The organism is Tistrella arctica, assembly GCF_039630945.1.
GTDB lineage: Bacteria > Pseudomonadota > Alphaproteobacteria > Tistrellales > Tistrellaceae > Tistrella > Tistrella bauzanensis.
In genome coordinates this window covers 128,046-153,080 of record NZ_JBBKTV010000002.1, presented here as the reverse complement: position 1 = coordinate 153,080, position 25,035 = coordinate 128,046, and the positions used below count along the sequence as shown (strand labels likewise).

23 protein-coding genes are annotated in these 25,035 nt (G+C 66.8%); 18 read left to right on the top strand and 5 right to left on the bottom strand.

Translation table 11 applies throughout. The features are described 5' to 3' along the window. Nucleotides 1-25: 25 nt before the first annotated feature. Nucleotides 26-397: a PRC-barrel domain-containing protein gene (locus tag WG924_RS04775; RefSeq protein ID WP_345931876.1), complete on the bottom strand. Its 372-nt coding sequence runs from the start codon at nt 395-397 to the stop codon at nt 26-28. Between the two features lie 224 nt (nt 398-621). Between WG924_RS04775 and WG924_RS04770 the strand changes: the two genes are divergently transcribed. From WG924_RS04770 to WG924_RS04755, 4 genes are all read left to right on the top strand, one after another. Then, the gene (locus WG924_RS04770; protein ID WP_345931875.1) at nt 622-1,410 is read left to right on the top strand and encodes a Crp/Fnr family transcriptional regulator; all 789 of its coding nucleotides are present in this window, start codon (nt 622-624) and stop codon (nt 1,408-1,410) included. A 104-nt stretch (nt 1,411-1,514) separates the two neighbouring features. After that, nucleotides 1,515-2,699: an AAA family ATPase gene (locus tag WG924_RS04765; protein ID WP_345931874.1), complete on the top strand. Its 1,185-nt coding sequence runs from the start codon at nt 1,515-1,517 to the stop codon at nt 2,697-2,699. Next, nucleotides 2,696-3,217 carry a hypothetical protein gene (locus WG924_RS04760; RefSeq protein WP_345931873.1) on the top strand — a complete coding sequence of 174 codons (522 nt, stop codon included), beginning with the start codon at nt 2,696-2,698 and terminating at the stop codon, nt 3,215-3,217. The genes WG924_RS04765 and WG924_RS04760 overlap by 4 nt, the downstream gene beginning before the upstream one ends. Beyond that, nucleotides 3,214-3,903, top strand: a complete 690-nt coding sequence (locus WG924_RS04755; RefSeq protein WP_345931872.1) for an RNA ligase family protein — start codon at nt 3,214-3,216, stop codon at nt 3,901-3,903. Before WG924_RS04760 ends, WG924_RS04755 begins: the two co-directional genes overlap by 4 nt. Here the strand turns inward: WG924_RS04755 and WG924_RS04750 are convergent, their stop codons facing one another. After that, entirely contained in the window at nt 3,904-4,602 is a 699-nt protein-coding gene (locus WG924_RS04750; RefSeq protein ID WP_345931871.1) for an aspartate/glutamate racemase family protein, read from the bottom strand. It lies immediately after the preceding gene. After that, complete coding sequence (locus WG924_RS04745; RefSeq protein ID WP_345931870.1) at nt 4,599-5,483, bottom strand: VOC family protein; 885 nt, start codon at nt 5,481-5,483, stop codon at nt 4,599-4,601. The genes WG924_RS04750 and WG924_RS04745 overlap by 4 nt, the downstream gene beginning before the upstream one ends. A 99-nt stretch (nt 5,484-5,582) precedes the next feature. Here WG924_RS04745 and WG924_RS04740 point away from each other — a divergent pair, with 99 nt between their 5' ends. The 5 genes from WG924_RS04740 (at nt 5,583) to WG924_RS04720 (ending at nt 10,379) form a co-directional block, all read left to right on the top strand. Further along, nucleotides 5,583-6,734: a type 2 periplasmic-binding domain-containing protein gene (locus WG924_RS04740; protein ID WP_345931869.1), complete on the top strand. Its 1,152-nt coding sequence runs from the start codon at nt 5,583-5,585 to the stop codon at nt 6,732-6,734. After that, nucleotides 6,722-7,231, top strand: a complete 510-nt coding sequence (locus WG924_RS04735) for a TRAP transporter small permease (protein ID WP_345931868.1) — start codon at nt 6,722-6,724, stop codon at nt 7,229-7,231. Before WG924_RS04740 ends, WG924_RS04735 begins: the two co-directional genes overlap by 13 nt. Continuing rightward, nucleotides 7,228-8,547, top strand: coding sequence for a TRAP transporter large permease (locus tag WG924_RS04730; protein ID WP_345931867.1), 1,320 nt, complete (start codon nt 7,228-7,230; stop codon nt 8,545-8,547). Before WG924_RS04735 ends, WG924_RS04730 begins: the two co-directional genes overlap by 4 nt. Nucleotides 8,548-8,576: 29 nt before the next feature. After that, complete coding sequence (locus tag WG924_RS04725; protein WP_345931866.1) at nt 8,577-9,350, top strand: IclR family transcriptional regulator; 774 nt, start codon at nt 8,577-8,579, stop codon at nt 9,348-9,350. Nucleotides 9,351-9,476: 126 nt separating this feature from the next. Further along, complete coding sequence (locus tag WG924_RS04720) at nt 9,477-10,379, top strand: SDR family NAD(P)-dependent oxidoreductase (protein WP_345931865.1); 903 nt, start codon at nt 9,477-9,479, stop codon at nt 10,377-10,379. A gap of 50 nt (nt 10,380-10,429) precedes the next feature. On the opposite strand, the gene WG924_RS04715 is transcribed toward WG924_RS04720, so the two are convergent. Beyond that, the gene (locus WG924_RS04715; protein WP_345931864.1) at nt 10,430-12,616 is read right to left on the bottom strand and encodes a putative bifunctional diguanylate cyclase/phosphodiesterase; all 2,187 of its coding nucleotides are present in this window, start codon (nt 12,614-12,616) and stop codon (nt 10,430-10,432) included. Nucleotides 12,617-13,032: 416 nt separating this feature from the next. Between WG924_RS04715 and WG924_RS04710 the strand changes: the two genes are divergently transcribed. Beyond that, a complete protein-coding gene (locus WG924_RS04710) occupies nt 13,033-14,244 on the top strand; it encodes a DUF2599 domain-containing protein (RefSeq protein WP_345931863.1) in 1,212 nt (403 codons plus the stop codon). Nucleotides 14,245-14,282: 38 nt separating this feature from the next. Here the strand turns inward: WG924_RS04710 and WG924_RS04705 are convergent, their stop codons facing one another. Next, on the bottom strand, nt 14,283-15,179 hold the full coding sequence (locus WG924_RS04705) for a helix-turn-helix domain-containing protein (protein WP_345931862.1): 897 nt from the start codon (nt 15,177-15,179) through the stop codon (nt 14,283-14,285). A 143-nt stretch (nt 15,180-15,322) separates the two neighbouring features. Here WG924_RS04705 and WG924_RS04700 point away from each other — a divergent pair, with 143 nt between their 5' ends. The 8 genes from WG924_RS04700 to WG924_RS04665 all read left to right on the top strand — a co-directional run bounded on the left by WG924_RS04700 (nt 15,323) and on the right by WG924_RS04665 (nt 24,933). Further along, nucleotides 15,323-16,255, top strand: coding sequence for a 2-hydroxyacid dehydrogenase (locus WG924_RS04700; RefSeq protein WP_345931861.1), 933 nt, complete (start codon nt 15,323-15,325; stop codon nt 16,253-16,255). A 188-nt stretch (nt 16,256-16,443) separates the two neighbouring features. Next, a complete protein-coding gene (locus WG924_RS04695; RefSeq protein ID WP_345931860.1) occupies nt 16,444-18,036 on the top strand; it encodes an ABC transporter substrate-binding protein in 1,593 nt (530 codons plus the stop codon). A 121-nt stretch (nt 18,037-18,157) separates the two neighbouring features. After that, nucleotides 18,158-19,138 carry an ABC transporter permease gene (locus WG924_RS04690; RefSeq protein ID WP_372044711.1) on the top strand — a complete coding sequence of 327 codons (981 nt, stop codon included), beginning with the start codon at nt 18,158-18,160 and terminating at the stop codon, nt 19,136-19,138. Nucleotides 19,139-19,205: 67 nt separating this feature from the next. Beyond that, on the top strand, nt 19,206-20,042 hold the full coding sequence (locus WG924_RS04685; RefSeq protein ID WP_345931858.1) for an ABC transporter permease: 837 nt from the start codon (nt 19,206-19,208) through the stop codon (nt 20,040-20,042). 5 nt (nt 20,043-20,047) lie between these two features. Beyond that, the gene (locus WG924_RS04680) at nt 20,048-21,760 is read left to right on the top strand and encodes an ABC transporter ATP-binding protein (protein ID WP_372044710.1); all 1,713 of its coding nucleotides are present in this window, start codon (nt 20,048-20,050) and stop codon (nt 21,758-21,760) included. Next, on the top strand, nt 21,757-22,722 hold the full coding sequence (locus tag WG924_RS04675; RefSeq protein ID WP_345931857.1) for an alpha/beta hydrolase fold domain-containing protein: 966 nt from the start codon (nt 21,757-21,759) through the stop codon (nt 22,720-22,722). The genes WG924_RS04680 and WG924_RS04675 overlap by 4 nt, the downstream gene beginning before the upstream one ends. A gap of 16 nt (nt 22,723-22,738) precedes the next feature. Further along, nucleotides 22,739-23,431: an FMN-binding negative transcriptional regulator gene (locus tag WG924_RS04670; protein ID WP_345931856.1), complete on the top strand. Its 693-nt coding sequence runs from the start codon at nt 22,739-22,741 to the stop codon at nt 23,429-23,431. A 5-nt stretch (nt 23,432-23,436) separates the two neighbouring features. After that, a complete protein-coding gene (locus WG924_RS04665) occupies nt 23,437-24,933 on the top strand; it encodes an amidase (protein WP_345931855.1) in 1,497 nt (498 codons plus the stop codon). Nucleotides 24,934-25,035 lie beyond the last annotated feature (102 nt).

Genomic DNA, 25,035 nt, shown 5'->3' with positions numbered 1-25,035 from the left:
GGGGCGACGCTGTGCCGCCCTGCTGTTACAACCAGTACGGCGCGGTGCCGTAGTGGCTATGGACCCGGGCCTCATAATCCCGGTCATACAACCGCCGCTCGTCGCCACGGTCATAGGTCGGCGCATTTTCAAGCTGATCGCGGGTCAGGCCGACGACATAGCCGTCCTTGCTGGTGTCATACTTCAGAACGTCCCAGGGCAGCGGGTGATATTTCTCACCGATGCCCAGGAAGCCGCCGAAAGAGACCACGGCATAAGCGACCTTCCCCGACAGCTTGTTCAGCATCAGGCCATAGATCGAGCCGATCTTCTCGCCATCGGCGCCATAGACCGAGGTGCCTTCCACCCGGTCGGCGGAAATCAGGTTCGAGGTTTCGGTCGTTGCAGGGGTAGCCATCTGTTCACGTCCTTCCTCTACTGTCCCAATTGGACCCAGGGACAATGATGGGGTTTAGAGACTTCGGCTTTAAACTGGTTTAAACTTAAGTAGAAAAATTGGTGTGGCATACAATAATTTTATGTGCCAATTTACGTCATGACAAGGTCACAGGCGCTTCAGGAACCGCTTGTGGCAGTCTGGATTATTCATTCACCATGAACGATAGTGGGATGCCGACTGGAATGCCTGGCAATACTTCTTCCAAGCGCACGCAGAAGACCAACTGTCTGATCGAGAAAATGGGCTATTATCTTGATCTGTCCGATCCCGATATCGCCCATCTGGCGTCGCTTCAGAAGCATGAGCAGACCTGGCGGCAGCGCGACATCGTCCGCGAAAGCGGCGCGCCGGCCGATCTGCTCTATGTGGTCAAGTCCGGGTGGTGCTACTCCTATACGATCATGGTCGACGGCCGCCGGCAGGTGCTGCAGATCCACCATCCCGGCGATGTGATCGGCATTCCCGACGTCGCCTATGAACGCGCGGTTACCGGTCTGCAGGCTGCAACCGACATCTGCCTGTGTCCGTTCCCCAAAAATCGTCTCGACGAAATTTTTCGCGACTCGCCGCGCCTGACCGCCCTGATCATGACCCTGGGCATGATGGACCATGTGGTTCTGCTCGATCGCATCCGCACCATCGGCCGCATGAACGCCGATGAACGGGTGGCGCATTTCCTGCTGGAAATCGTCAGCCGGCTGCGGATCACCAGTTCCGATATCACCGACACCTTCGATCTGCCGTTGAGCCAGGAGTTGATCGGCGACGCCCTGGGTCTGACCAATGTCTATGTCAGCCGCACCATGTCGCTGATGGAACGCGCGGGGCTGATCCAGCGCATGGATCGCGCGATCCGGATCTGCGACGAACGCGCGCTGAAGGACATGGCGGATTTCCAGGACCGGTATTACCGCATCGACACCTCGTGGTTTCCGGGCGGCACAGCACCGGCGCTGGAACCAAACACCTGACGATGGACTCCGGGCAATATTCCGGGGCGTCGCGGTGCTGGCGGCGTGGGGGCAAGGTTGATAGGCTCCGGCCAGATTGAACCGGTCCGGAGCCCGCGCCCCCGATGCTCACCTCGATCCGTCTGCGCAATCTGAAGGCCTGGGAGGACAGCGGCGACATCGCGCTCGCGCCGTTGACCCTGCTCTATGGCGCCAATGGTGCCGGCAAGAGCAGCATCGCCCAGGCGCTTCAGGCCCTGCGGAGCGTGCTGGCAACCGATGTCACCAGACCGGACGCCGTGGCGGATGCCGTTCCGGCGGCACAATTTCTCGACGTCGTCAGAGACCACGACCCACGGCGGCGGATCGGTATCGATCTGGGCTGGCGGGACGCGGCGCATGACGCGACGCAGCGCCTGTCGCTGACACTGGGCCTGGATGATCAGGGCCGCAGCCGAGTGTTTGCCGTGGACGGACAGAGCGGCGGCACCGCCACGCCCGCCACACGGCTGCCGGGCCTCGTGACATCCGCGCGCGACGCCATCGGTCGGTTCTCGCATCTGGGGCCGCTGCGCGCCCGGCCGCGCCGGCGCTATCCCATGCCGCAGCAGCCACCCGGCGATGTCGGCAGCCGCGGCCAGCTTGCGATCGCCGCCATGGCCGCGGCCGATGCCGCCGGCCGGCGGCTGGCGGCTCGCGCCGATGCCGCGCCGCAGGGCTTCATCCGCTTCATCGCCGAACGCCTGTCCCGGCTGGGGTTGATCGACGATCTGACGCTCGCGACCGATCATGGCGCCGGCGGCGACGGCCTGGTGGTGCGGGTGACGGGCCGCGCCGGCGGCCCGGCGGTGTCGCTGGCCGATGCCGGTTTCGGGGTCTCGCAGATCCTGCCGGCGGCGGTCGCGGCCTTCCACGTGCCGGCGGACACCACCTTATGGATGGAACAGCCGGAACTGCATCTGCACGCGGCGGCCCAGACCGCCCTGGGCGACCTGATGGTCGATGCCGTCTCGGCCTGGGAAAACGGCCGGCCACGGGCGGTACAGATCATTCTGGAGACCCATTCCGAAGCGCTGCTCAATCGTCTTCAGCGGCGGATTGCCGAAGGCATGCTGGCGGCGGATCAACTGGCCGTGCACTGGTGCCCCGGCACGGTGCCGGCCACGATCGAGCGGCTTCATGTCGACGAGGCCGGCGAGATCCTGAACTGGCCCGACGACGTGTTCGGCGACGAAATGGCCGAACTGACCGCCCGGGCGATGGCGGCCGCGCGACGCCGCGCCCAGCCCCCGAAAGGCGGTGGCGCATGACCGCGCGGCGCCGCCCCCGGATCATCGACACCAATGTGATGCTGATCGCCAACAACGCCCATGCCGATGTCGGCGCCGAATGTGTGGCGGCCTGTGCCGTCGCCCTGCAGGCGGTGATGGCGAACGGCCGGGTGGTGGTGGATGACGGCTGGGCGGTGATCGAGGAATACAGCCACAAATTGCGCCCGAACCGCGGCAAGGGCGCGGGCGACGTGTTCCTGAAATGGCTGCTGCGTCAGGCCGGCAATCCTGAGCGGGTCGAACAGGTGACGATCACGCCGGATGCGGCGCGCGGCTGGGCCGAATTTCCCGACGACCCGGCCCTGGCCCGGTTCGATCCGCCCGACCGCAAATTCGTGGCGGTGGCGGTGGCGCATCCGGAACACCCGCCCATTCTTCAGGCAGCCGATTCGAAATGGCTCGACTGGGCCCCGGATCTGGCGCATCACGGGGTTGTGGTCCGCTTCATCTGCGAGGCGGAGGCCCGGCGTTTCCACCAGAACAAGTTCGGCCGATGACCGCATTTTTCCGCTTTCCGCAGACCGCTCATGTCGCGTGGCTGGGCACGGGCCTGCCGCGCGACGACAAGCTGCTGTCGGCCGAAGAGGTCGCCCGGCTTCTGGACGGCCCGGTGGTGGTCGAGGAAAAGGTCGACGGCGCCAATCTGGGCCTGTCGGTCGACCCGGATACCGGGCTGATCCGGGCCCAGAACCGCGGCCAGTATCTGAACAGCCCGTTCACCGGCCAGTTCGAACGGCTGGCCGACTGGCTGGCGCTGCATGAAGACCGGCTGTTCGATGCGCTGGCGACGGATCGGTTGATCCTGTTCGGCGAATGGCTGGCCGCGCGCCATTCGCTCGACTACGACCACCTGCCCGACTGGTTCCTGGCCTTCGACGTTTATGAACGCGCGACCGGCCGCTTCCGCAGCACCATGGCCCGCGACGCGCTGGCGCGGCAGATCGGCCTCGCCAGCGTGCCGGCGCTGTTCACCGGCCAAATCGACGGCATCCCGGCCCTGGTCGATCTGCTGCACGGCGCCCGCAGCCGCTATCGCGCCGGCCCGCCCGAGGGCATCGTGATCCGCCGTCAGGACGACACGCATCTGATCGCCCGGGCCAAGCTGGTGCGGGCCGATTTCACCCAGGCGATCGGTGAGCACTGGCGCCGCCGCGCCATCGAATGGAACCGGGTCGAGCGCTGATCACGCCACGCCCCCGGGCGCGGCGCCGGCGGCCGTGAGCAAGGCCCGGCAGTGCAGATCCACCGCGTCGAGCAGCGGCACAGTCACCGCCAACCGGTCGCGGATCAGGGGCAGTTCCGTACAGCCCAGAACGATATGGGTGGCGCCCCTGGCGGCCAGATCATCGATCGCCGCCTGGACGACCGCCAGGGCCGCATCGCCGGCATGACCGGCCGAGATGTCGTGCTTGATCGCCCGGTCCAGCGCCATGGCGATCGGGCCTGCGGGGGACAGGACCACATGCCCGGCCGCGGCGAGCGGCGCGCCGAAAATGCCCTGATCAAGCGTCGTCAACGTGCCCAGCACCCCCACAACCGCGCCGGCCGGCAGAAAGGCCTGCGGCTGGCGGAAGGGCGATGCAATGTGGCAGCAGGGTATCGACACCGCCGCCGCGACCGCATCATAGGCCAGATGGGCCGTGGCCGCGCAGAGACCGACCACACCGGCCCCGGCCGCCTCGATGCGCTGTGCGGCGGTGACGAAGGCCTGCGTCACCAGATCGAGCCTGCCCTGCTCGGCATGATCCAGAATCGGCTGAAACGACAGGCTGGCGACCAGGATCGCGATCGTGTCGGGTTCGACCAGCCGGTTGAGGCGGGTATAATAGAGCGCGGTCGACGGCCAGCCCGTCCCGCCCACCAACCCGATCGGCGCGGTCATGCCACGGCTCCGGCGAAGCAGAGCACGATGCCGCCCGCTTCACGGGCCGGCACCACGATCTGATCGCCCCGCTCATCAAACGCCACGCCGTTGCGGGTGAGCACCGCGCGGGCCGTGTCGAGCGAGGCGACGCGGATCTCGACCGCAAGTTCCGCCATCGTCCCGTCGGCGCGGCGTGCGGCATCGCCGTGGCGATCGGCGAACCATCCCGCCTCGGCCGCGCTCAGGCGCTGGTCGCCCATCGCAACGGCAACCGGCGCGTCGCCATCCAGCGTGATGCCATAGATGCCCTCGAACTGCCTGCGGATCGCGGCCATGTCGGGCACCGCGATCGTGGCGGCCGCCCAATGGCGGGCGGTGTTTTCATGTGCGATCCAGGCCGGCCGCAGATAATGGCTGCGATCCATCACCTCGCAGGCATTGAAGGCCAGCGGCCCGCGCGGCCGATCGGGCACCAGCACCTTGAAATGGATCCGGTCCTCGGTGCCGTCGTCCGGGTCGCGGAACACCGTGTCGAGTTCATAGAAGGTGCAGGGCGGAAATCCGGCCTGCTGCCAGCCGGCATCGAGCCGTTCCAGATCGGTCGCGGCATGCACGATCATCGCCAGCGCCGGCGGCCGACCCAGAAGCTCGCGCATATAGGGTGTGGCATGGACCGGGTCGGCATAGGCGAGTTCCAGGAAATTCGTCATGCGATCATCCGTCGGCTGAAACAGCACCAGATGATTGCCCCCACGCCCGCCAGTGCGGCCGCCGCCCATCGGTTCGTTGGTCCGATAGGGTGTGACGGTGAAGCCCAACCGTTGATAGCAGCGCCTGACCGGGGCCAGATCCACGGTGGATATCATCAGATGATCGAGGCCGATCAATTCGTTACGCACGGCATGTGCTCCTTGACAGAGAGTGTCACGTATTCCACCATTCAGAATACATTCTGCAATACAGGACAGGCAAGCAATCAAGGGCGAGGGGATCGAACCATGCAGCACCCGACAAGGCATCACCTGAAACGGCTGAGCGGCGCGCTGGCGGCCGCTATCTGCCTCGCTCTATCCGGCACGCCTGAAGATGCGGATGCCGCGACCCTCACCTATGGCTCACCGGTGCCCGAACAGGCCCTGTTCAACCGCGAGGGCGTGGTACCCTTCCTGAAGGGGATCGAGACCGTCACCGAGGGCCGGGTCCGGTTTCGCGGCCTGTTCGGCGGCACGGTGGTCAAGATGCCGACGGTGCTGCCATCGGTGCGTGACGGTGTGGTCGATGCCGGGTTCGTCGTTCTGAATTTCTATCCGTCCGATCTGCCGTTCGCGTCACTGATGGCCGAGGCGACCGGCTTCGGCAGCGACCCGCTTGCCACCACCGGCGCGCTGAACGAGGCGTTCTATGTCGCCTGCCCGCAATGCCTGGCGGATATGCGCAAGGAAGGTCAGATCCCGTTGTTCCTGAACGCGACCGCCCCGATGGCGCTGCAATGCACCCGGCCGGTCGCTGGTCTGGACGATCTGCAGGGCCGCCGGGTCAGCGTGATTGCCGGCCCGGAGGCGCGCTGGGCCACGACGCTCGGCATGATCCCGGTCAGCACCGCGATCACCGATCTGCTGATCTCGCTGCAGACGGGCAAGACCGATTGTGCGCTGGTGCCGTTGAGCTGGGCGCAGAGCTATGGCCTGCTCGACGTGATCACGGGCGTCATCGATATGCCGCAGGGCATTCCCGGCGGCGCGGTGCCGGTATCGGTCAGCCTGGATGCCTGGTGCCGGATCGGCGAGGCCGACCGCGCGGCCATCCTGGACTACGCCGCGGCATCGGTGCAGCCCTATGTGCAGAAAGCCTATATCGATGCCGACAACAGCGTGCGGCCGAAACTTGAGGCCGTGGCCGCCATATCGCCCGGCGATGCGGCGATGCAGGCACTCTGGCCCGATTATCAGCAGCGGGAAATCGCGGCCCTCGCGGCCCGCGCGGCTGAACGTGGCATGCCCGACCCGCAGGGCTTCGCCGATCGCGTGGCCGGCATCTATCGCAAGTGGCATCAGGACTATCTGCCGCGGATCGAGGCCGACCCCGCCGAAATGACCCGGCTTCTGGCCGAGACCGTCTTCCGGGATGCGGATCTGCAATGCGCACAGTGATCCGGCATCTATCCGCCCGCGCGGCCGGGCTGACCGATGCGCTGGGCACCATCGCCGTGCTGCTGATGTTCGCCCATATGGGGCTCGACATCGTGATCCGGCTGATCACCGGCGCGCCGCCCGAGGGCATGCCCGAAGCGGTGGCACGCATCTATATGGTGATGGTGGTGTTTCTGCCGCTGGCCGGCCTGCAGGCATCCGGCGGACAGATCGAGGTCACCTTCCTGGCCGATCGCCTGCGCGGCCGGCCAGCCCGGTTGCAGCGTGGCTTCGCGGCCCTGGTCACCATGGCCGTTGCCGCCATCTTCACCTGGCTGTCCGCCGATGTCGCCTGGACGGCCACGATCCGCGGCGAGCGGATCGTGCTGACCACGTTTTCGCTGCCGGTATGGCCCGGCCGCTGGGCGGTGGTGGCCGGCTTCGGCGCCCTGTCGCTGGTGGCGTTCTGCCAGCTTCTGGCCGTCCCCGGCGATGATCGGACGGAGCCCGTGCCATGATGGCCGAACATCAGGCCATTCTGGTCATCATCCTGTTCCTGGCTCTGGTCGTGCTGCGAATCCCGATCGCCTTCGCGCTGTTAACGGCCGGGCTGGCCGGCACTGTGGCCATAATCGGCATCGGACCCGGCTTCGCGCTGCTGTCGCGCGCGCCGCTGGAATTCGCGGCCAGTTGGGAGCTGTCGGCCGTGCCGATGTTCCTGCTGATGGGCAATATCGTCGCCCGCGCCGGGTTGGCGGACGTGCTGTTCGCGACCATCCAGATCCTTACCCGACGCGTGCCCGGCGGGCTGGCGGTGGCGACCAGCTTCACCTGTGCGGCCTTCGGCACGGCATCCGGCTCCAGCCTTGCCGCGACCGTGGGTGTCGGCCGGCTGGCCGTGCCCCAGATGCTGGCGCGCGGCTATGATCCCGGCCTGATCGCCGGCGTCTGCGGCTGTGCCGGCACCATCGCCGCGGTCATCCCGCCATCGATTCCGTTCATCATGTTCGCCATCCTCACCGAACAATCGGTGCTGGTGATGTTCGCGGCCGGTGTGCTGCCCGGGCTGCTGACCGCCATCGCCTATGCGGCGATGATCATCCTGCGCGCCCACCTTCAGCCCGATATCGCGGGTGGACGGCCCCGACGCGCGACGGGCCCCGACGATCAGCCGGTCACCTGGCGGCTGATCCTGGCGACATGGCCGGTTCTGCTGCTGGCCGGCACCATCATGCTCGGCCTGTATGGCGGGTTCGCGACCCCCACCGAGGCCGGCGGGCTTGGCGCGCTGGCGGCGGTGATCATCGCCATGCTGCGCCGGTCGCTGAGTTTTGCGAACTTTCGTGCGGCGATCGCCCAGACGGCGCAGACCACGGCGGCGATCCTGATCATCGCGGTCGGCGCCAGCACCTTGACCACCTATCTGGCCCTGACCGGCTTTCCCGACTATGTCGCGGGCGGGCTCGCCTCCTTCGCCGACAGCGACCTTGCCTTCATCGTCATCGTCTCGATCGTGCTGCTGGCGCTCGGCACCGTGCTCGACCCGATGGGCGTGATGCTGCTGGCGCTGCCGATCTTTCTGCCGGCGGTGCAGGACCGTGGCCTGGACATGGTGTGGTTCGGCGTCATCGCGGTGAAGTATATCGAGATCGGATTGATCACCCCGCCGCTCGGATTGAACCTGTTTGCGGCCCATGGTCTAATGCCGCGCGATATTTCGCTCGGCCGGGTCATTCGCGGCTCTTTATGGTTTCTGCTCGCGGAAATGGTGGTCATGGTTCTGCTCATCGCTGTCCCGTCCATATCCCTCTGGCTGCCATCGGTGCTGCGATGACCGATGGACGCATGACCGAAGATGGGGACATGACCGGCAAGGATGAACAGCGGCGGTCGGGCACCATTCAATCGGTGTCGATCGCGGCCCGGTTCCTGAAGATCCTGGCCGATGCCGAAGGCCCGATGGCGCTGGGGGAACTGGCCCGCCGCGCCGGCACCGGCAATTCCACCGCCCACCGTTACATGCAGAGCCTGGTGAAAGAGGCGCTGGCGGCCCAGGATCCGGCCAGCGGCCAGTATGATCTGGGGCCGGCGGCGCTGGATGTGGGCATCGGCGCGCTGCGGCGGATCGATCCGGTGGAAGTGGCCGCCCGCCACATGAAGGCGCTGGCCATGCGGATCGCGGCCAGCGGCGGTGTCGCGATCTGGACCGATCGGGGGCCGACGATCGTGCGCTGGTATCGCAGCGCCTATTTCTCGATCAGCGCGATCGGCCTGGGCGATGTGCTGCCGATCGACAACACCGCCTGCGGCCTGGTGTTTCAGGCCTTCCTGCCGCCGCAATACATCGAGGTCGCCCGGCGGCTGCAGCCGGCGGCCTTTCGCGGCAAGGCACCCCCGGCACGGGATCTGGCCCGGATCCGCCAGAGCTTCGGCTGCGAGCGCAGCGGCCATCTTCTGTCAGGCATCGCCGGTCAGGCGGCGCCGGTCTTCGATGCCCAGCACGAAATCGCCTGCGTGCTGACCACCACCGCCGGCAGCGACCTCGGCGGCGACGACCGGCAGGCGATCTTCGCGGCAGCGCGGGAGGTCACGGCGGAATCGGGCGGCGGCGGTGCCTATGGCATGATCCGGCCTTAAGCCGATCGGCCGCTATATCTTTCAAACACCGTATATTTTGCACTGCGGCGCGCAGCGGCTATGATCGCGCCCGCCCGCCCCTGGACGGGCAGCGGTAAAAAGACACCCGACAGGAAGGTGGAATTCATGAGCATGAGGTTCGACGGCCGTGTCGCCATCGTTACCGGTGCCGGTGGCGGGCTTGGCCGGTGCCATGCGCTGGCATTGGCCGAACGTGGCGCGAAGGTGGTGGTGAACGATCTCGGTGCCGACGGCCGGTCGTCGGATGCGGCGGCCGGGGTGGTCGACGAGATCGTGGCCGCCGGCGGCGAGGCGATGGCCAGCGGTGCTTCGGTGACGGATGCCGCCGCCGTCGAGGCGATGGTTGCCGACACCATGGCGCGCTGGGGCCGGGTCGATATCCTGGTCAACAATGCCGGCATCCTGCGCGACAAGTCGTTCGCCAAGATGAGCCTGGACGATTTCCGTCTGGTGGTGGATGTGCATCTTATGGGCGCGGTGATCTGCACCAAGGCGGTGTGGGAGATCATGCGTGGCCAGAATTACGGCCGCATCGCCATGACCACCTCGTCATCGGGCCTCTATGGCAATTTCGGCCAGTCGAATTACGGCGCCGCCAAGATGGCGCTGGTCGGGCTGATGCAGACCCTGTCGCTTGAAGGCGCCAAGAACGACATCCGGGTCAACTGCCTGGCGCCCACCGCCGCCACCCGGATGACCGAAGGCCTGATGACCGCCGACGTCCTGGCGATGCTGCGCCCTGAAACCGTGTCGCCCGGCCTGCTCTATCTGGTGTCGGAAGATGCGCCGACCCGGATGATCCTGAATGCCGGCGCCGGCAGCTTCGAACGCGCTTATGTGACCCTCACCGACGGCGTCTATATCGGCGATGCCGCCGACGCCGCCGATCAGGTCGCCGCCCGCATCGACGCGATCAGCGACCGCGCGTCGGAAATCGTCCCCGACAGCGGCAGCGCCCAGGGCACCTTCGAAATCACCAACGCCTCGGCGGCGCTGGCGAAGAGCTGATCACCGCAAGCCGGTTCCGTCCATCCGATCGATCCACGCCGGCCCGCCTGTCATGGGGGGCCGGCGTTCTCTATCGCCGGGAGCAGAACATCGCGATGGAATTCATCGGCCGGTACAGGTCTTCCGAACAGATAGCCCTGAACCTCGGCACAATCATATTGGACAAGAAAGTCATACTGTTCCTGCGTTTCAACACCTTCCGCGATGACATCCATTCCGAAACTGCGCCCCAGAGACAGAACCGCCCGAACCAGGGCAGCATTTTCCACGTCACTGGTCACGTTGCGGACAAATGACTTGTCGATCTTCAGACGGGTAACCGGATAGGTCTTCAGCAGGCTGAGCGACGCAAAGCCGGTTCCATAATCGTCAAAGGCAAGGCCGACACCCATCTCGCGCAGATCCTGCAACAATTTCATTGTCGCCCGGTCATCCCGCAGAATGATCGTTTCGACGATTTCCAGTTCCAAGGCCTCGGGAGGCAGGCCGAACGACTCAAGAATGTCCCGCACCACCGTCAGGAACCGCGCTGAGCGAAGCTGCGCCTCGAACAGATTGACACTCACCCGAAGGTCGGGCTGGATCTTGCGCCATTCAGCCAACTGGCGGCAGGCGCTCCGGATCACCCAGTTGCCGATATCGGCGGCGGACGGCTTCTGGCTGAGAACGTCGATGAACGATGCCGGCGACAACAGGCCGCGCTCAGGATGATTCCATCGGATCAACGCCTCACAGCCAGTGACCCGCCGATCGGCCGTCGAGATCAGCGGCTGATAGAACAGGGCGAATTCCTCCCGCTCGAATGCGCGGCGAAGCTCCTGTTCAAAAGCCCGCCGCTGCACCGCGACCTCGCGCATCCATGGCGTGAACATCTCATACCGGCATCTGCCTGATGCCTTCGCCCGGTACAGCGCGAGATCGGCCGCTTTCAGCAGATCTTCCGGGCGTGTGGCGTGTTGCGGACTGAGCGCCACGCCGATACTCGCCCCCAGGGCGACCCGCTCCGTGCCCGCCAGATACGGCTGCGCGATCGTGGTCACCAGATCCGCCGCAATCAGATTGGCCCGGCGCGGGTCGGATCCGGGCAGCAACACGACAAATTCATCGCCGCCCAGCCGGCCGACCATGATCGCGTCACAGCAAGACGCCTTGAGCCGGTCCGCCACGCCTTTCAGCACCAGATCGCCGACAGCATGTCCGAAGCTGTCATTGACCTCCTTGAAGCCGTCGAGATCGATCAGCAGCACCGTGGCCGGGCTGCCGGCATCAATGATGTCGGTGAGACGCGCGGTCCAGGCGCCCCGATTGGCCAGATCGGTCAGGGCATCGAAAGATGCCAGCCTGTACAACCGCTCCTCGCTTCTGTGCCGCTCCGTCACGTCGCGCAGGATCACGCCGATGCGGGCGACACTGCCCTCGCTCCAGGTCGAGAACGAGAATTCCACCGGGAACACGCTGCCATCCTTGCGCATACCCGACAACTCAAGGGTCCGGTCCGCAAAGGCCAGCCGGCGACCAGTCCGAAGCCGGCGGAGGACGGTATGATAGGCAGGCCGCCAGCGATCGGGAATGATGACATCGGCGGTGCGGTTCTCGATGTCGTCGGCCGTGTATCCGAACAGCCGTTCCGCCGCGGCATTCCAGAAGCCGATCCTGCCATCCGCATCCGCGCAGATGATCGCGTCGGGAGAGGTGGCCGCGATGTTCTTGAACCGCATCTGATTATTCGACTGGATATGATCGAGGCGCCGCATCTCCATGCGATCCATGACCAGCGTCGCCATATCCTCCAGATTGGCATGATCGGCGGCACTAAATGCGCCGCGCGGCGCCGTATCGATCACACAAAGCGTGCCGATGCGCCGCCCATCCGGCGCCGCGATCGGCTTGCCGGCATAAAACCGGATGAAGGGCGGCCCCAGAACCAGGGGATTTCTGGAAAAGCGCGAATCCTTGATGGCATCAAGCACGACCATGATTTCGTCACGCATGATGGCGTGCGCACAGAATGAAACCGCGCGGCTGGTCTCGCAGACATCAAGACCGATCCGGGCCTTGAAGACCTGCCGGTCCGCCGCAAGAAGGGAAACCAGAACAATCGGGGCATCGAACAGCCTGGATGCCAGCGATACGAGACGATCAAAATCGGCCTCGGGCGCCGTATCGACCAGATGATAGGAGGCCAGCGACTCAAGACGGTCGGTTTCATCTTCGGGGACTGGAAAATCGGCGGCCATGAATCGATCCTGTATGGCTGTCCGGCAATGCTCACGGCTTCACGTTATGCCGAGGTCGGTAAAGTTTCCGTCAATGACGCGACGTCGTCTTTTCGTTATGGCGTTGCCTCAGCCACACTTCAACGACCTCGTCGCAAGGGCATTGTCCACGCGACATATCGCGGGCAGGCGCGCGTGTTAAAAAATATTTATAACATCAGATATAAAAACTTATAGGTTGTTTTTCGAGGTGCAAATCGGGACACTTCCGTGACACGCGCACCTGTGTGTACCGATCGTCTCCCGTGCACATGACCCGTCGCCACCAGTCGTGCCGTGGTCCTGCCCCTGCCTCTGCGTGATCCGCCGGCCAGCCTGTATGGCCGGGCAGGGAGGTGATGATCGGGCCGAATACATGTCATCGAAAAGAGGCTGCGATGAAGGTCATCTGGCGATCGATCGGTCTGGCCCTGCTGCTGACCATAGCCGCCGCCCTGCCCGGGCAGGCGCAGAGTACCCATACGGCATCGGACCTGACCGACCGGTATTACAACACCCCGCAGGATTGCGGCGGACCATCCCGCCCCGCCTTCCTCTGCTCAGGCGTCATCTTCCGCGGCACCCGCTACTCCACGGCCTATCATTCCTGGGATCCCAGCCCAAGGTCGGTGCAGAATGGCGGGGTGTCGTTCTCGTATCTGCGGGCCGATGCCCGCTTCGACAAGCTGGCCTATGGCTATCACAACGGCTTTACGGTCTATCCGATCTTCGGCGCCCCCTCCTGGGCGATCGATCTCGACTTCCTCTGCGCCTTTCCGCTCGATGGCGCCACGGATGCCCGCACGGACCGGGGCTGCGGGCGGCGTACCGACGACACCAGCGGCGCCAGCAATCCCTGCCAGGGGCAGGGCATTCTCAGCGCCCAGCAATGGATCAATCGCTATGCGCCGGTGAATGCGCAGACGGGCTATCACGCCTGCGGCTATGATGTCGGCGATCATTCCTCGCCACCCAATGGCACGGCCTATGCGTTCGCCCAGGTCATCGACATCATGAACATGCTGGGGCAGGTCTCGCTTGGCGAACAGAACGAGATGCGCGCGGCGACCTGGGCGCAAGGGATCGGCGAGAAACTACCGATCGAATCCTTCTTCTACCTGGCCGATGCGGGCGATGCCGCGCTGATCGACGCGCGCAACGACCAACTGGACTACAACCGCACCACCGGCCGCTTCGTGCCGGTGATCCGCATGACCCTGCCGACCGCGGCCGGCAAGCAGGCCACCTTCCACTATCTGGATGCCGATCAGGCGATCAAGCCGGTCAGCACCGCCGCGTCCTGCCCCGAATACATTCAGAGCGGCGCCTGGACGCCCCATCCGGGGTCGCCGCATCTCAGCCTCAGCCTGGTGCCGACCACCTGCGCGCGCAACCTGTCGGCGCAGGCCTCCGGCGAGGTCTTTGCCGAGATTCAGCGGAAATTCGGCAACACCCCGCAATGGCACAACGCGCAGGGCATGGCCGCGCAGTTGACCTGCCATATGGAGATCGCCCGTCACAAGGCGGAATGGAACCTGGAGCCCGACCGCCGGGCCGACACGGTCGACATGACCCGCAAGGAAGACTGCAATCCGCCCTTCGTCAACTGAACGGGGTCATCGCCGGGGTTCAGTCACCCGGGTTTTGGTCACCCCGGCCCGCCGCGCGCCTGCGCGCCGCCATCGGTGGTGGTGCGCAGGTAGTCGCGCGGCGTGGCCCCCAGCGTGCGCCGGAACATCGCGGTGAAGGCGCTGGGGCTTTCATACCCCAGATCCAGCGCCACATTGGTCACCGTCTCGCCGGCGGCCAGCCGTGGCAGGGCCTCAAGCAGCCGCACCTGCTGGCGCCATTCATTGAAGGTCAGCCCGGTTTCGCGCCGGAACTGCCGGGTCAGCGTGCGCCGCGCCATGCCGCCGATCCCGGCCCAGTGATCCAGATCATGCTCGGCCGCCGGATCTTTCAGCACCTCTCGGCAGATCCGGGCAAGGCGCCGGTCCTGCGGCATCGGCGCATGCAGGTCGACATCGGGCATGCGGCCAAGCTCGCCGATCAGCAGATCGGCGATCCGCGCCTCGCGGCCGTCCAGCGGGTATTCATGCGGAACCGCGACCATCTCCACGATCAGCGCGTGCAGCAGGTCCGACACCCGGAACACCCGGCAGCCGGTCGGCAAGGCCGCGCACACGGCCATGTCCAGATACAGCGTGCGCAGTGACAGCGGCCCCCAGTTGCGCACCTGATGCATGGTGCGGGCGGGAATCCACAGCGCCGTGCGTGGCGGCACCACCCAGGTGCCGTCATCGGTGATCGCGGTCATCACCCCGGTCAACGCATATTCGATCTGGCCGCGCGGATGATCGTGATGGGTGCCGATATTGCCCTCGGCGAATTCGGCCGCCATGGCGACCACCGGCCGGTCGATCCGCTGCAGTTTTTCGGCCAGCGAACGCGCCGCCCAATGGCCGAACACGTCGACGTCATGCGGCGGCGGCGATGGCACCGGCGCGGTGACCTCGCGCGCCGGGTGTCCGGTATGTCCGAGCATATGGCCCATCCTCGACGATAAATGGCCCGAGACCCGGCGGAGGTCGGATGCCGGTTCAGTATCCTTCGGGCATGCGCCGGATGCAACCGGCCTGCGCGTGCCATCGGTCCCGCGCCCATCTGGCATCACATGCGGGAGCCCCCATGCCGAAACTGATCCTGATCGGCGGCGTCCTCGATCTCGGCTTCATGAAACAGCCGCTGCTCGCAGCCGATCCCCGGCTCGATATCACCGTCTGGCCCGAAGATGACGGCGCCGATGCCGAAATCGCGGTGTGCTGGCGCCCACCCGCCGGCCTGCTCGCCACCATGCCCAAACTGAAACTGGTGCAGTCGATCGCGGCCGGCGTCGATGGCGTGCTGAACGATCCCGGGCTCGATCCGTCACTGCCGGTGGCCCGCATCGTCGATGACAGCCTGCCCGCCGCCATGACCGAATTTGTCCACTGGGCGGTGTTGTGGTTCCACCGCGGGTTCGATCAGGTGGTGCGGCGCGATCATCCGGCGCAGATCTGGCGGCGACCATCGCAGCACAGCCCCGCCACCTGCCGCGTCGGCGTTCTGGGGCTGGGCGAGATCGGCGGCCGGGTCGCGCTGGCGCTGGCGGGCCACGGCTTCGACGTCGCCGGCTGGTCGCGCACACCCAGGCGTCTGCCCGGCATTCAGGCCCATGACGGCGAAGCGGGCCTCGACGCGCTGCTGGCGCGCACCGACATTCTGGTCAACCTGCTGCCGCTGACCGCCCGGACCCGTGGCATCCTCGGCGCGGAAACCTTCGCGAAACTGCCGCAAGGGGCGGCGCTGATCAATGTCGGCCGTGGCGACCATCTGGTTCCGGCCGATCTGATCCAGGCGCTGGATGCGGGCCATCTGCGCGGCGCGGTGCTCGATGTCTTCGCCCATGAGCCGCTCGACCGCGCCGATCCGCTGTGGACACATCCCCGCGTGCTGGTGACCCCGCATATGGCGGCCATAGCCCGCGACGAGGCGGTGATCGGCCAGATTGTCGAGAATGCCTGGCGCACCGCCTGCGGACGTCCGCCGCTGAACCCCGTGCTGCGCATGCGCGGCTATTGAGCCGCCGCCCGCCGAAATGGCCCGGACGCGACGAAACTTGGCCCATGCCGCGACGCGGGCCACGCCGTCCCGGTCCTACACTGTTTGCCGAAGACCAAGGGCCAGGGAGGCCACCGCGACGCCGGAGAACCGGCGCGCAGACGCTGAAGATCAATCAGACAGACCAGAAACCAGGGGTGCGGCTTATCATGAACCGTCGTGACTTCAACAAGTTGATGCTGATGGCCGGTGTCGTCGGCACCGCCGGCATTCCGCTGGGCATCCGGCGCGCCGCCGGTCAGACCCGGGGCGGCACGCTTGACGTGATCATCCAGCCCGAGCCGCCGGTTCTGGTGGCGGCAATCAACCAGCAGGCCCCGACCCTGACCGTCGCGGGCAAGATCTATCAGAGCCTGCTGAAGTTTGATTTCGACCAGACGCCCAAGCCGGGGCTGGCGAAGAGCTGGGAGATTTCGGAAGACGGCCTGACCTATACCTTCCACCTCTACGACAACGTGACCTGGCATGACGGCGCGCCCTTCACCGCCGCCGACGTCGTGTTCACGACCACCGTGCTTCTGGCCGAAACCCATCCCCGCGCGCGCGGCAACTTCGCCCGCTGCGACAGCGTCACCGCCACCGACGACCACACCGTGGTGTTCAAGCTGAAGGAGCCGTTCGGTCCCTTCCTGCAATGCTTCGAGATGTCGTCCTGCCCGATCATGCCCCGGCATCTGTACGAGGGCACCGATTACCGCAACAACCCGCACAACGCCACCCCGATCGGCACCGGGCCCTACAAGTTCAAGGAATGGGTGCGCGGCTCCTATATCCGGCTGGTGCGCAACGATGCCTATTACAAACCCGGCCAGCCCTATCTGGACGAGATCCTGTACCGGGTGATCCCCGATGCCGCCTCGCGATCTGTGGCGCTTGAGAACGGCACCGTCGACCTCACTCAGTGGGGCGATGTCGAGATGTTCGACGTGCCGCGCCTGAAGCAGTTGCCGCATGTCGAGTTCACCACCAAGGGCTATGAGTTCTATGCGCCGCTGCTGTGGCTGGAATTCAACAACCGCATCAAGCCCATGGACGACAAGCGCTTCCGTCAGGCGGTGATGCACGCCATCGACAAGGACGTTCTGGTCCGCAAGGTGCTGTTCGGGCTGGCGCGGCCGGCCACCGGGCCGATTTCGAAGGCGACGAAATTCTACGACCCCAAGGTCAAGACCTATGACTTCAACCCCGCCAAGGCGACGGCGCTGCTCGATCAGATGGGGCTGAAGCCGGATGGCGACGGCAAGCGGGTATCGCTGACCTATCTGGTGCCGCCTTATGGCGAGGTCTGGATGCGGTTCGCCGAATACATCCGTCAGGCGCTGTCGAAGGTGGGCATCGAGATCGTGATCGAGGCGATCGATATCGCCGGCTGGGCGACCCGCTCCGGCAACTGGGATTTCGAGATCACCGCGCCCTGGCTGTATCAGTTCGGCGATCCGGCGCTGGGCGTGTCGCGCACCTATGTGTCGAGCAATATCCGCAAGGGCGTGCTGTTCTCGAACACCGCCGGCTACAGCAACCCAGAGGTCGACCGGCTGTTCGCCGAGGCGGCGCTGGCCGTCGACCCGGCCAAACGCCAGGAACTCTACAGCGAGGTGCAGCGCCTGCTGGTCGAGGATGTGCCGGTGGGCTGGCTGGTCGAGCTCGACTTCCCGACCATGTATGACAAGCGCTTCCACGATCTGATCGTCTCGGCCATCGGCGTCAACGACGATTTCGACGCCGCCTATTACGAAGGCTGATCCTCCCCCGCCGCCGCGGCGATCCCGCCACACATGGCACCTGCCCCGGATCGGGTCTCCGGGTCGGGTGCCTGTCGCGGGACGCCGCGGCGACCCTGCACGCTTCCGGGAGATGCGATCCATGCTCGACAGCCTTCGCGGCATCGCCGCACGGATGATCAAGATCGCGGTGATGATCCTGATCATCGCCACCTTCAACTTCCTGCTGGTCCATGCGGCCCCCGGCGATCCGGCCGCGGTCATCGCCGGCCAGTCGGGCGCGTCGGATGAAAAGCTGCTGGCGCAGGTGCGCGCCGAATACGGGCTCGACCAGCCACTGCATGTCCAGTTGACCGATTATCTGGCGAAAGTGGCCAGCTTCGATCTGGGCTATTCCTATCGCCAGCGCCAGCCGGTTTCGGTGCTGATCGGCGAACGCCTGCCGGCAACCCTGTTGCTGACCGTGACCGCCTTCCTTCTGGCACTGGCCATCGGCAGCCTGCTCGGCACGCTTGCCGGCGTGCGCGCCGGCAAGTGGACCGACACCGTCATCTCGATCGCCGCCCTGCTGTTCTATGCCATGCCGGTGTTCTGGCTGGGGCTGATGCTGGTGCTGATCTTCTCGGTGCGGCTGGACTGGCTGCCCGCCTTCGGTTTCAGCACCATCGGCCCCACCATCACCGGCATCGATCTGGTGCTGGATGTGGCGACCCACATGGTCCTGCCGGTGGCGACCCTGGCCGCCATCTATCTGGCGATCTATGCCCGCCTGATGCGTGCCTCGATCATCGAGGTGGAGCATCAGGATTACGTCAAGACCGCCCGCGCCAAGGGCCTCGCCCGCGGTCAGGTGATCCGCCGCCACATGCTGCGCAACGCCCTGCTGCCGGTGGTCACCTTCGCCGGCGTCCAGGCCGGCGCGCTGATCGGCGGATCGGTGGTGGTGGAAACCGTCTTCGCCTGGCCCGGCCTTGGCCGGCTGACCTTCGAGGCGGTGATGCAGCGCGACTATCCGGTGCTGCTGGGCGTGTTTCTGGTGATGTCGGTGCTGGTGATCGCGATCAACCTGCTGACCGACCTGATCACCCGGATCATCGATCCGCGCCTCGCCCGCGCCGGCTAGGCCCTGCCCGCCGCCCCCGGCCATCGTCAGATCCTCGGCCATCGTCAGATCAAGGATACGCAAACCCATGCGGGAGCTTGCCTCCACCTTCTTCCGTCACCCGAGCGGGATCGTCGGCGCCATCCTGCTGGTGGCGGTCATCGCCATGGCCCTGGGCGCGCCGGTGCTGTTTCCGGAAAGCCCGTGGGAGATGATCGGCGCGCCGTTCGAGCCACCCTTGTCGGAAGGCCTGCCTTTCGGCTCCGACACGCTTGGCCGGGATGTCGCGGCCGGCATCGCCTGGGGCGCGCGCGTCTCGCTGATCATCGGCATCGCCTCGGCGCTGTCGGCGGCCGGTATCGGGGTGATCGTCGGCGCCGCCGCCGGCTATTTCGGCGGGCTGGTCGATGACGTGCTGATGCGGATCACCGAGCTGTTCCAGACCATTCCGGGTTTCGTGCTGGCGATCCTGCTGGTCTCGATCCTCTCGCCCAGCATGGCGACGGTGATCTTCGCCATCGCGATCGTGAGCTGGCCACCACTGGCCCGGCTGACCCGCGCCGAGTTCATGAGCATCGCCACCCGCGATTTCGTGCATGCCGCCCGCTGCCAGGGCGAAAGCGCGCTGGCGATCATCATCCGCCACATCATGCCCAATGCGCTGTCGCCGATCGTGGTCGCCACCTCGCTGACCGTCGCCACCGCGATCCTGATCGAAAGCGCGCTGTCGTTCCTGGGGCTGGGCGATCCCAACCACATGTCCTGGGGCTTCATGGTCGGATCGGCGCGCACCGTCATCCGTCAGGCCTGGTGGACCAGCGTCTTCCCCGGCATCGCCATCCTGCTGACGGTGGTCGCGGTCAATCTGGTGGGCGAGGCGCTGAACGACGCGCTGAACCCGCGCATCGCGCGGCGGGGGCGCTGACAGCCATGACCGACATGACCGCAACCGCTCCGATGGCCGCGCTGGCCGCCACACCGGCCACCAAGCTGCTCGACATCCGCGACCTCACCATCACCCTGCCCAGCGGCGGCGACCGGGCCCGCGCCGTCGACGACATATCGCTGAGCGTCGGGCGCAATGAGATCGTCTGCCTGGTCGGCGAAAGCGGCTCGGGAAAATCGATGACCGCCCATGCGGTTCTGGGTCTGCTGCCGCCACGGGTGCGGCTGACATCAGGGCAGATCCTGCTCGACGGCCGCGATGTCGCGCCGCTCACCGACGATGCCATGCGCCGCATCCGGGGCCGCGACGTCGCGATGATCTTCCAGGAACCGTTGAGCGCGCTCAATCCGCTGGCCAAAGCGGGGGATCAGGTGGCCGAGGCCATGGCCATCCATGGCCGCTTCACCGCCACGGAGCGCCGGGCACGGGTGCGGGCGCTGTTCGAGGGTGTGGGCCTGCCCGATCCCGCCACCATCGTCCGGCGATTTCCGTTCCAGCTCTCTGGCGGTCAGCGCCAGCGGGTGATGATCGCCATGGCGCTGGCCAACGATCCCGCCCTGCTGGTCGCCGACGAGCCGACCACGGCGCTCGACGTCACCACCCAGCGCCAGATCCTGGATCTGATCAGGGCCCAGCAACAGGCGCGCGGCATGGGGGTTCTGTTCATCACCCATGATTTCGGCGTGGTCGCCGACATCGCCGACCGGGTGGTGGTGATGCGCCACGGGCAGGTGGTGGAGACAGGCCCCGGCGGCGCGGTGCTGGCCCGGCCGTCGCATGCCTATACCCGCACGCTGATCGATGCGGTGCCGGGGCGCGCCGGCCCGCGTGCCACCGATGCAGCCCATGCCGGCGATCCGGCGGCGGGCGACACGCTGCTCCGGATCAGGGGCCTGCGCAAGACCTTCACCAGCCGCACCGGCTTCGCCAGTCGCCGCACAGTCGCCGCCGCCGACGATATCTCGCTGGACCTGCGCGCCGGCGAAAGCCTGGCGGTGGTGGGGGAAAGCGGCTCGGGCAAATCCACCCTCGCCCGCATGGTGATGGCGCTGACCCGCCCCGATGCCGGCGAGATCCTGTTCGATGGCCGCAACATCGCCGGGCTGGGCGGTGCCGCGCTGAAAAGCTATCGCCACCGGGTGCAGATGGTGTTCCAGGATCCGTTCGCCTCGCTCAATCCGCGCCACAAGGTGGGCGAGGCCATCGCCCGCGGGCCGATCGCCTTCGGCACCTCCAGGGACGAGGCGATGGCGATCGCCCGCCGGCTGCTGGAACGGGTCGGGCTCGATGCCTCGGCGGCCGGGCGCTATCCGCATGAATTCTCAGGCGGGCAGCGCCAGCGGATCTGCATCGCACGGGCGCTGGCCCCCGATCCGGCGATCCTGGTCGCCGACGAGGCGGTCTCGGCGCTCGACGTCTCGGTTCAGGCGCAGATCCTGGCGCTGCTGGCCGAGCTTCGCCGCGAGCTGAACCTGGCCATGATCTTCATCACCCATGACCTCAGGGTCGCGGCCGAGGTTTCAGACCGCACCGTGGTGATGCGCCATGGCCGCATCGTCGAACAGGGGCCGACCGCGGCACTGTTCGCCAACCCCACCCACGACTATACCCGCGCGCTGCTGGCGGCCATTCCCGGCCGGTCGGTCTTCGCCGCCCACAGCACCACCGCCCCCGTTTCAGGACAGACGATCCCATGACCGCAGCCTCGCCGCTCGATATCCTCGACCCTGAGATCGCGACCTTCGTGCGCCAGATGATGGCCGATGCCGCCGCCCATCCGCCGCGCGAACAGGTCACCCCGCCCGAAGCCCGCGCGATCGCCGAAACCGTGCGCCGGCGCTGGACCGAAGGCGGTCCGGTGATGGCCGACACCACCGAGCATGCCATCGCCACCCGTCATGGCGATGTCCGTATCCGCATCCACCGGCCGGCCGGGGTGGCGACACCGGCGCCGGCGCTGATCTATCTGCATGGCGGCGGTTTCGTGCTGTTCAGCCTGGACACCCACGACCGGTTGATGCGCGAATACGCCAGCCGTGCGCGGATGGTGGTGATCGGCGTCGACTACGCGCTGGCGCCGGAGGCGCGCTTCCCCCGGCCGCCGCAGGAGGTGGTCGATGTCGTGCGGGCGCTGCACGCCCGCGCGGCCGAATTCGGCATCGATCCGGCGCGGATCGCGCTTGGCGGCGACAGCGCCGGCGGCAATCTCACCGTCTCGGCCTGCCTGACCTTCCGCGATGCCGGCGAGGCGCCGGTCGCGGCCATGGTGCTCAATTATGGCGGCTTTTCCATGGAGCTGGTGACGCCGTCGGTGGCGCGGTTCGGCGGCGGCAACTTCTTGCTGACCACCCATATGATGCTGTGGTTCCTGATGCATTACGTGTCCGATCCCGATCAGCGCTTCGACCCGAGGCTGAGGGTTCTGGATGCCGACCTCGCCGGTCTGCCGCCGGCCTGGATGGTCATCACCGATTGCGATCCGCTCTACGACGAGAATATCGAGATGCGCGACCGGCTGATCGCAGCCGGGGTTTCGGTCGACGCCAAAGTCTATCCCGGCACCGTTCACAGCTTTCTGGAAGCGGTGTCGATCGCGCGTGTGGCCGGCGAGGCGCTGGACGACACCGCGCGCTGGCTGAACGCCACGCTGGCGCGCTGACGGAAGGCCGGCACCGATGTACACGCCCCGCGCCTATGAGGAAACCCGGCCCGACGTCATCGCCGCGCTGATGCGGGCCTGGAGCTTCGCCACCCTGATCTCGACCGATCCGGCCGCCCCGCCTCCGGCGGTCCCTATCGCCACCCATCTGCCGATGCTGGTCGACACGGTTGACGATGGCGATGACGGCCGGCCGCGCCTGATCACCCACATGGCCCGCAACAACGATCAATGGCGGCACTTCATCGGTGGCGAGGCACCGGCGCTGGCGATCTTCCAGGGACCGCATGCCTTCATCTCGCCAAGCTGGTATGCCGACCGGATGACCTTTCCGACCTGGAATTATGCCGCGATCCATGCCACCGGCCGGCCGCGGGTGATCGAGGATCCGCAGGCGATCCTGACGGTGCTCCGCCGCACCATCGCGCTCTATGACACGCCGCTCGGCGGCCCCTGGGCCTTCGATGCCATGCCCGATGCGCTGATCCTGCCGCGGCTGGAGCGGATCGTCGCCCTCTCCATGCCCCTCGACCGGGTCGAGGCCAAAATCAAGATGAACCAGGACAAGACCCCGGCCGACCGTGCCGGGGTGATCGCGGCGCTGGACGCGGCGGCAGACCCCCAGGGTCACGCCGTCGCCGCCATGCTGCGTGCCTTCGATATCGACGGCCCGGATGCACCGGGCGGTACCACAGCCATTCGGGAGTGACGCTCATGACCACATCATCCCCCCTGCCCCCCTATCCCTCGGCTCCCTATCCCTCGGCTCCCTATCCTCTGGCGCCAGCCCCTCTGCCGACCGGGCCGCTGTGGCGCTGGGATGCCGCCGACATCGCGCGCGGCATCCGCAGCCGGGCGATTTCATCGCGTGAGGCGGTGGCCGCCTGTCTTGAGCGGCTCGATGCGGTGAACGGCCGGGTCAATGCCGTGGTCGAGCGGCTGGACGACACCGCCCTGGCCGCGGCAGATCTGGCCGACCAGGCCGTGGCGGCCGGCGGGCCGCTCGGGCCCCTGCATGGCGTGCCGGTCACGATCAAGATCAATATCGACCTCGCCGGTTCGGCCACCAGCAACGGCCTGCCGGGGCTGGCCGGCAACATCGCCGCCGAGGACGCGCCGGTGTCGCGCAACTGGAAGGCGGCGGGCGCCATTCCCTTCGGGCGCACCAACGCGCCATCGATGTCGCTGCGCTGGTTCACCGACAACCCGCTGTTCGGCGCCACCCTGAACCCGCATGACGCCGGCCGCAGCCCCGGCGGGTCCAGCGGCGGCGCCGGGGCGGCCCTTGCCACCGGCATCGGCCCGCTGGCCCATGGCAATGATCTGGGCGGTTCGGTCCGCCTGCCGGCCAACTGGTGCGGCGTCGCCGGCATCCGCCCGACGCTGGGCCGGGTGCCCGCCTTCAACCCCTCGCTCGGCGTCGAGCGGATGATCGTATCGAACCTCGCCGCCGTCCAGGGGCCGCTGGCACGCAGCATCCGCGACCTGCGCATGGGCCTTGCCGCCATGGCGGCGCGCGATCCGCGCGATCCGTGGTGGGTGCCGGTGCCGGAACGCCCCCGCGCCCATGCGGCACCGATCCGCGTGGCCCTGTTCATCCCCGACGGCACCCATCCGCTGATCGCCGACACCCTGCGCACCGCCGCCGGCTGGCTGGACGCGGCCGGCTATGTCGTCGACGAGGCATCCCCGCCCGATTTCGCCGCGACCCATCAACTGTGGCTGGACCTTCTGGCCGCCGAGAACCGTTTCGGCACCCGTGCCACGGCCGAGAAATATGGCAATGCCACATTGCTCAACATGCTCGACGCCATGGCGATGCACGCCAACCCTCTGGACATGGCCGGTTTCATCGCCAGCCTTGCCCGCCGCAACGCCATCCTGCGCGACTGGCTGATCTTCTTCGAACGCTATCCGCTGATCCTGATGCCGGTTTCGCTGGAACCGGCCATGCCGCTTGGTGCCGACGAGCACCCGGCGGCGGAACTTCGGCCGCTGATCGACGCCTTCGCGCCGCTGAACGCCACCGCCATCCTGGGCCTGCCGGGCCTGTCGGTGCCGACCGGCTTCGCCCCCGCGCCTGAAGGCACCGGCCGCCTGCCGCTGGGCGTGCAGATCGTCGGCGGCCGCTACGAGGAAGCGACCATGCTGGATGCCGGCGCCGCGATCGAGGCCCGCGCCGGCACCATGCCGGTGGTCGATCCGGCCTAGCGACGTCTGAGCCCGACGCAAGCGGCTGATGGACCCGGGCGCCCCGTTCGCTTAGCATGAACGCCGTTCACGTCACGAACGGCGGTCATACCGCCGCGGAGC

Bases quoted from the DNA above. Each gene is read 5' to 3' on its own strand.
- WG924_RS04715 (WP_345931864.1), bottom strand. From the start codon at position 12,616: ATGGCCGCCGATTTTCCAGTCCCCGAAGATGAAACCGACCGTCTTGAG.
- WG924_RS04775 (WP_345931876.1), bottom strand. From the start codon at position 397: ATGGCTACCCCTGCAACGACCGAAACCTCGAACCTGATTTCCGCCGAC.
- WG924_RS04770 (WP_345931875.1), top strand. From the start codon at position 622: ATGCCTGGCAATACTTCTTCCAAGCGCACGCAGAAGACCAACTGTCTG.
- WG924_RS04755 (WP_345931872.1), top strand. From the start codon at position 3,214: ATGACCGCATTTTTCCGCTTTCCGCAGACCGCTCATGTCGCGTGGCTG.
- WG924_RS04700 (WP_345931861.1), top strand. From the start codon at position 15,323: ATGCCGAAACTGATCCTGATCGGCGGCGTCCTCGATCTCGGCTTCATG.
- WG924_RS04695 (WP_345931860.1), top strand. From the start codon at position 16,444: ATGAACCGTCGTGACTTCAACAAGTTGATGCTGATGGCCGGTGTCGTC.
- WG924_RS04710 (WP_345931863.1), top strand. From the start codon at position 13,033: ATGAAGGTCATCTGGCGATCGATCGGTCTGGCCCTGCTGCTGACCATA.
- WG924_RS04765 (WP_345931874.1), top strand. From the start codon at position 1,515: ATGCTCACCTCGATCCGTCTGCGCAATCTGAAGGCCTGGGAGGACAGC.
- WG924_RS04725 (WP_345931866.1), top strand. From the start codon at position 8,577: ATGACCGGCAAGGATGAACAGCGGCGGTCGGGCACCATTCAATCGGTG.
- WG924_RS04760 (WP_345931873.1), top strand. From the start codon at position 2,696: ATGACCGCGCGGCGCCGCCCCCGGATCATCGACACCAATGTGATGCTG.
- WG924_RS04690 (WP_372044711.1), top strand. From the start codon at position 18,158: ATGCTCGACAGCCTTCGCGGCATCGCCGCACGGATGATCAAGATCGCG.
- WG924_RS04720 (WP_345931865.1), top strand. From the start codon at position 9,477: ATGAGCATGAGGTTCGACGGCCGTGTCGCCATCGTTACCGGTGCCGGT.
- WG924_RS04665 (WP_345931855.1), top strand. From the start codon at position 23,437: ATGACCACATCATCCCCCCTGCCCCCCTATCCCTCGGCTCCCTATCCC.
- WG924_RS04730 (WP_345931867.1), top strand. From the start codon at position 7,228: ATGATGGCCGAACATCAGGCCATTCTGGTCATCATCCTGTTCCTGGCT.
- WG924_RS04680 (WP_372044710.1), top strand. From the start codon at position 20,048: ATGACCGACATGACCGCAACCGCTCCGATGGCCGCGCTGGCCGCCACA.
- WG924_RS04685 (WP_345931858.1), top strand. From the start codon at position 19,206: ATGCGGGAGCTTGCCTCCACCTTCTTCCGTCACCCGAGCGGGATCGTC.
- WG924_RS04740 (WP_345931869.1), top strand. From the start codon at position 5,583: ATGCAGCACCCGACAAGGCATCACCTGAAACGGCTGAGCGGCGCGCTG.
- WG924_RS04670 (WP_345931856.1), top strand. From the start codon at position 22,739: ATGTACACGCCCCGCGCCTATGAGGAAACCCGGCCCGACGTCATCGCC.
- WG924_RS04675 (WP_345931857.1), top strand. From the start codon at position 21,757: ATGACCGCAGCCTCGCCGCTCGATATCCTCGACCCTGAGATCGCGACC.
- WG924_RS04705 (WP_345931862.1), bottom strand. From the start codon at position 15,179: ATGCTCGGACATACCGGACACCCGGCGCGCGAGGTCACCGCGCCGGTG.
- WG924_RS04750 (WP_345931871.1), bottom strand. From the start codon at position 4,602: ATGACCGCGCCGATCGGGTTGGTGGGCGGGACGGGCTGGCCGTCGACC.
- WG924_RS04735 (WP_345931868.1), top strand. From the start codon at position 6,722: ATGCGCACAGTGATCCGGCATCTATCCGCCCGCGCGGCCGGGCTGACC.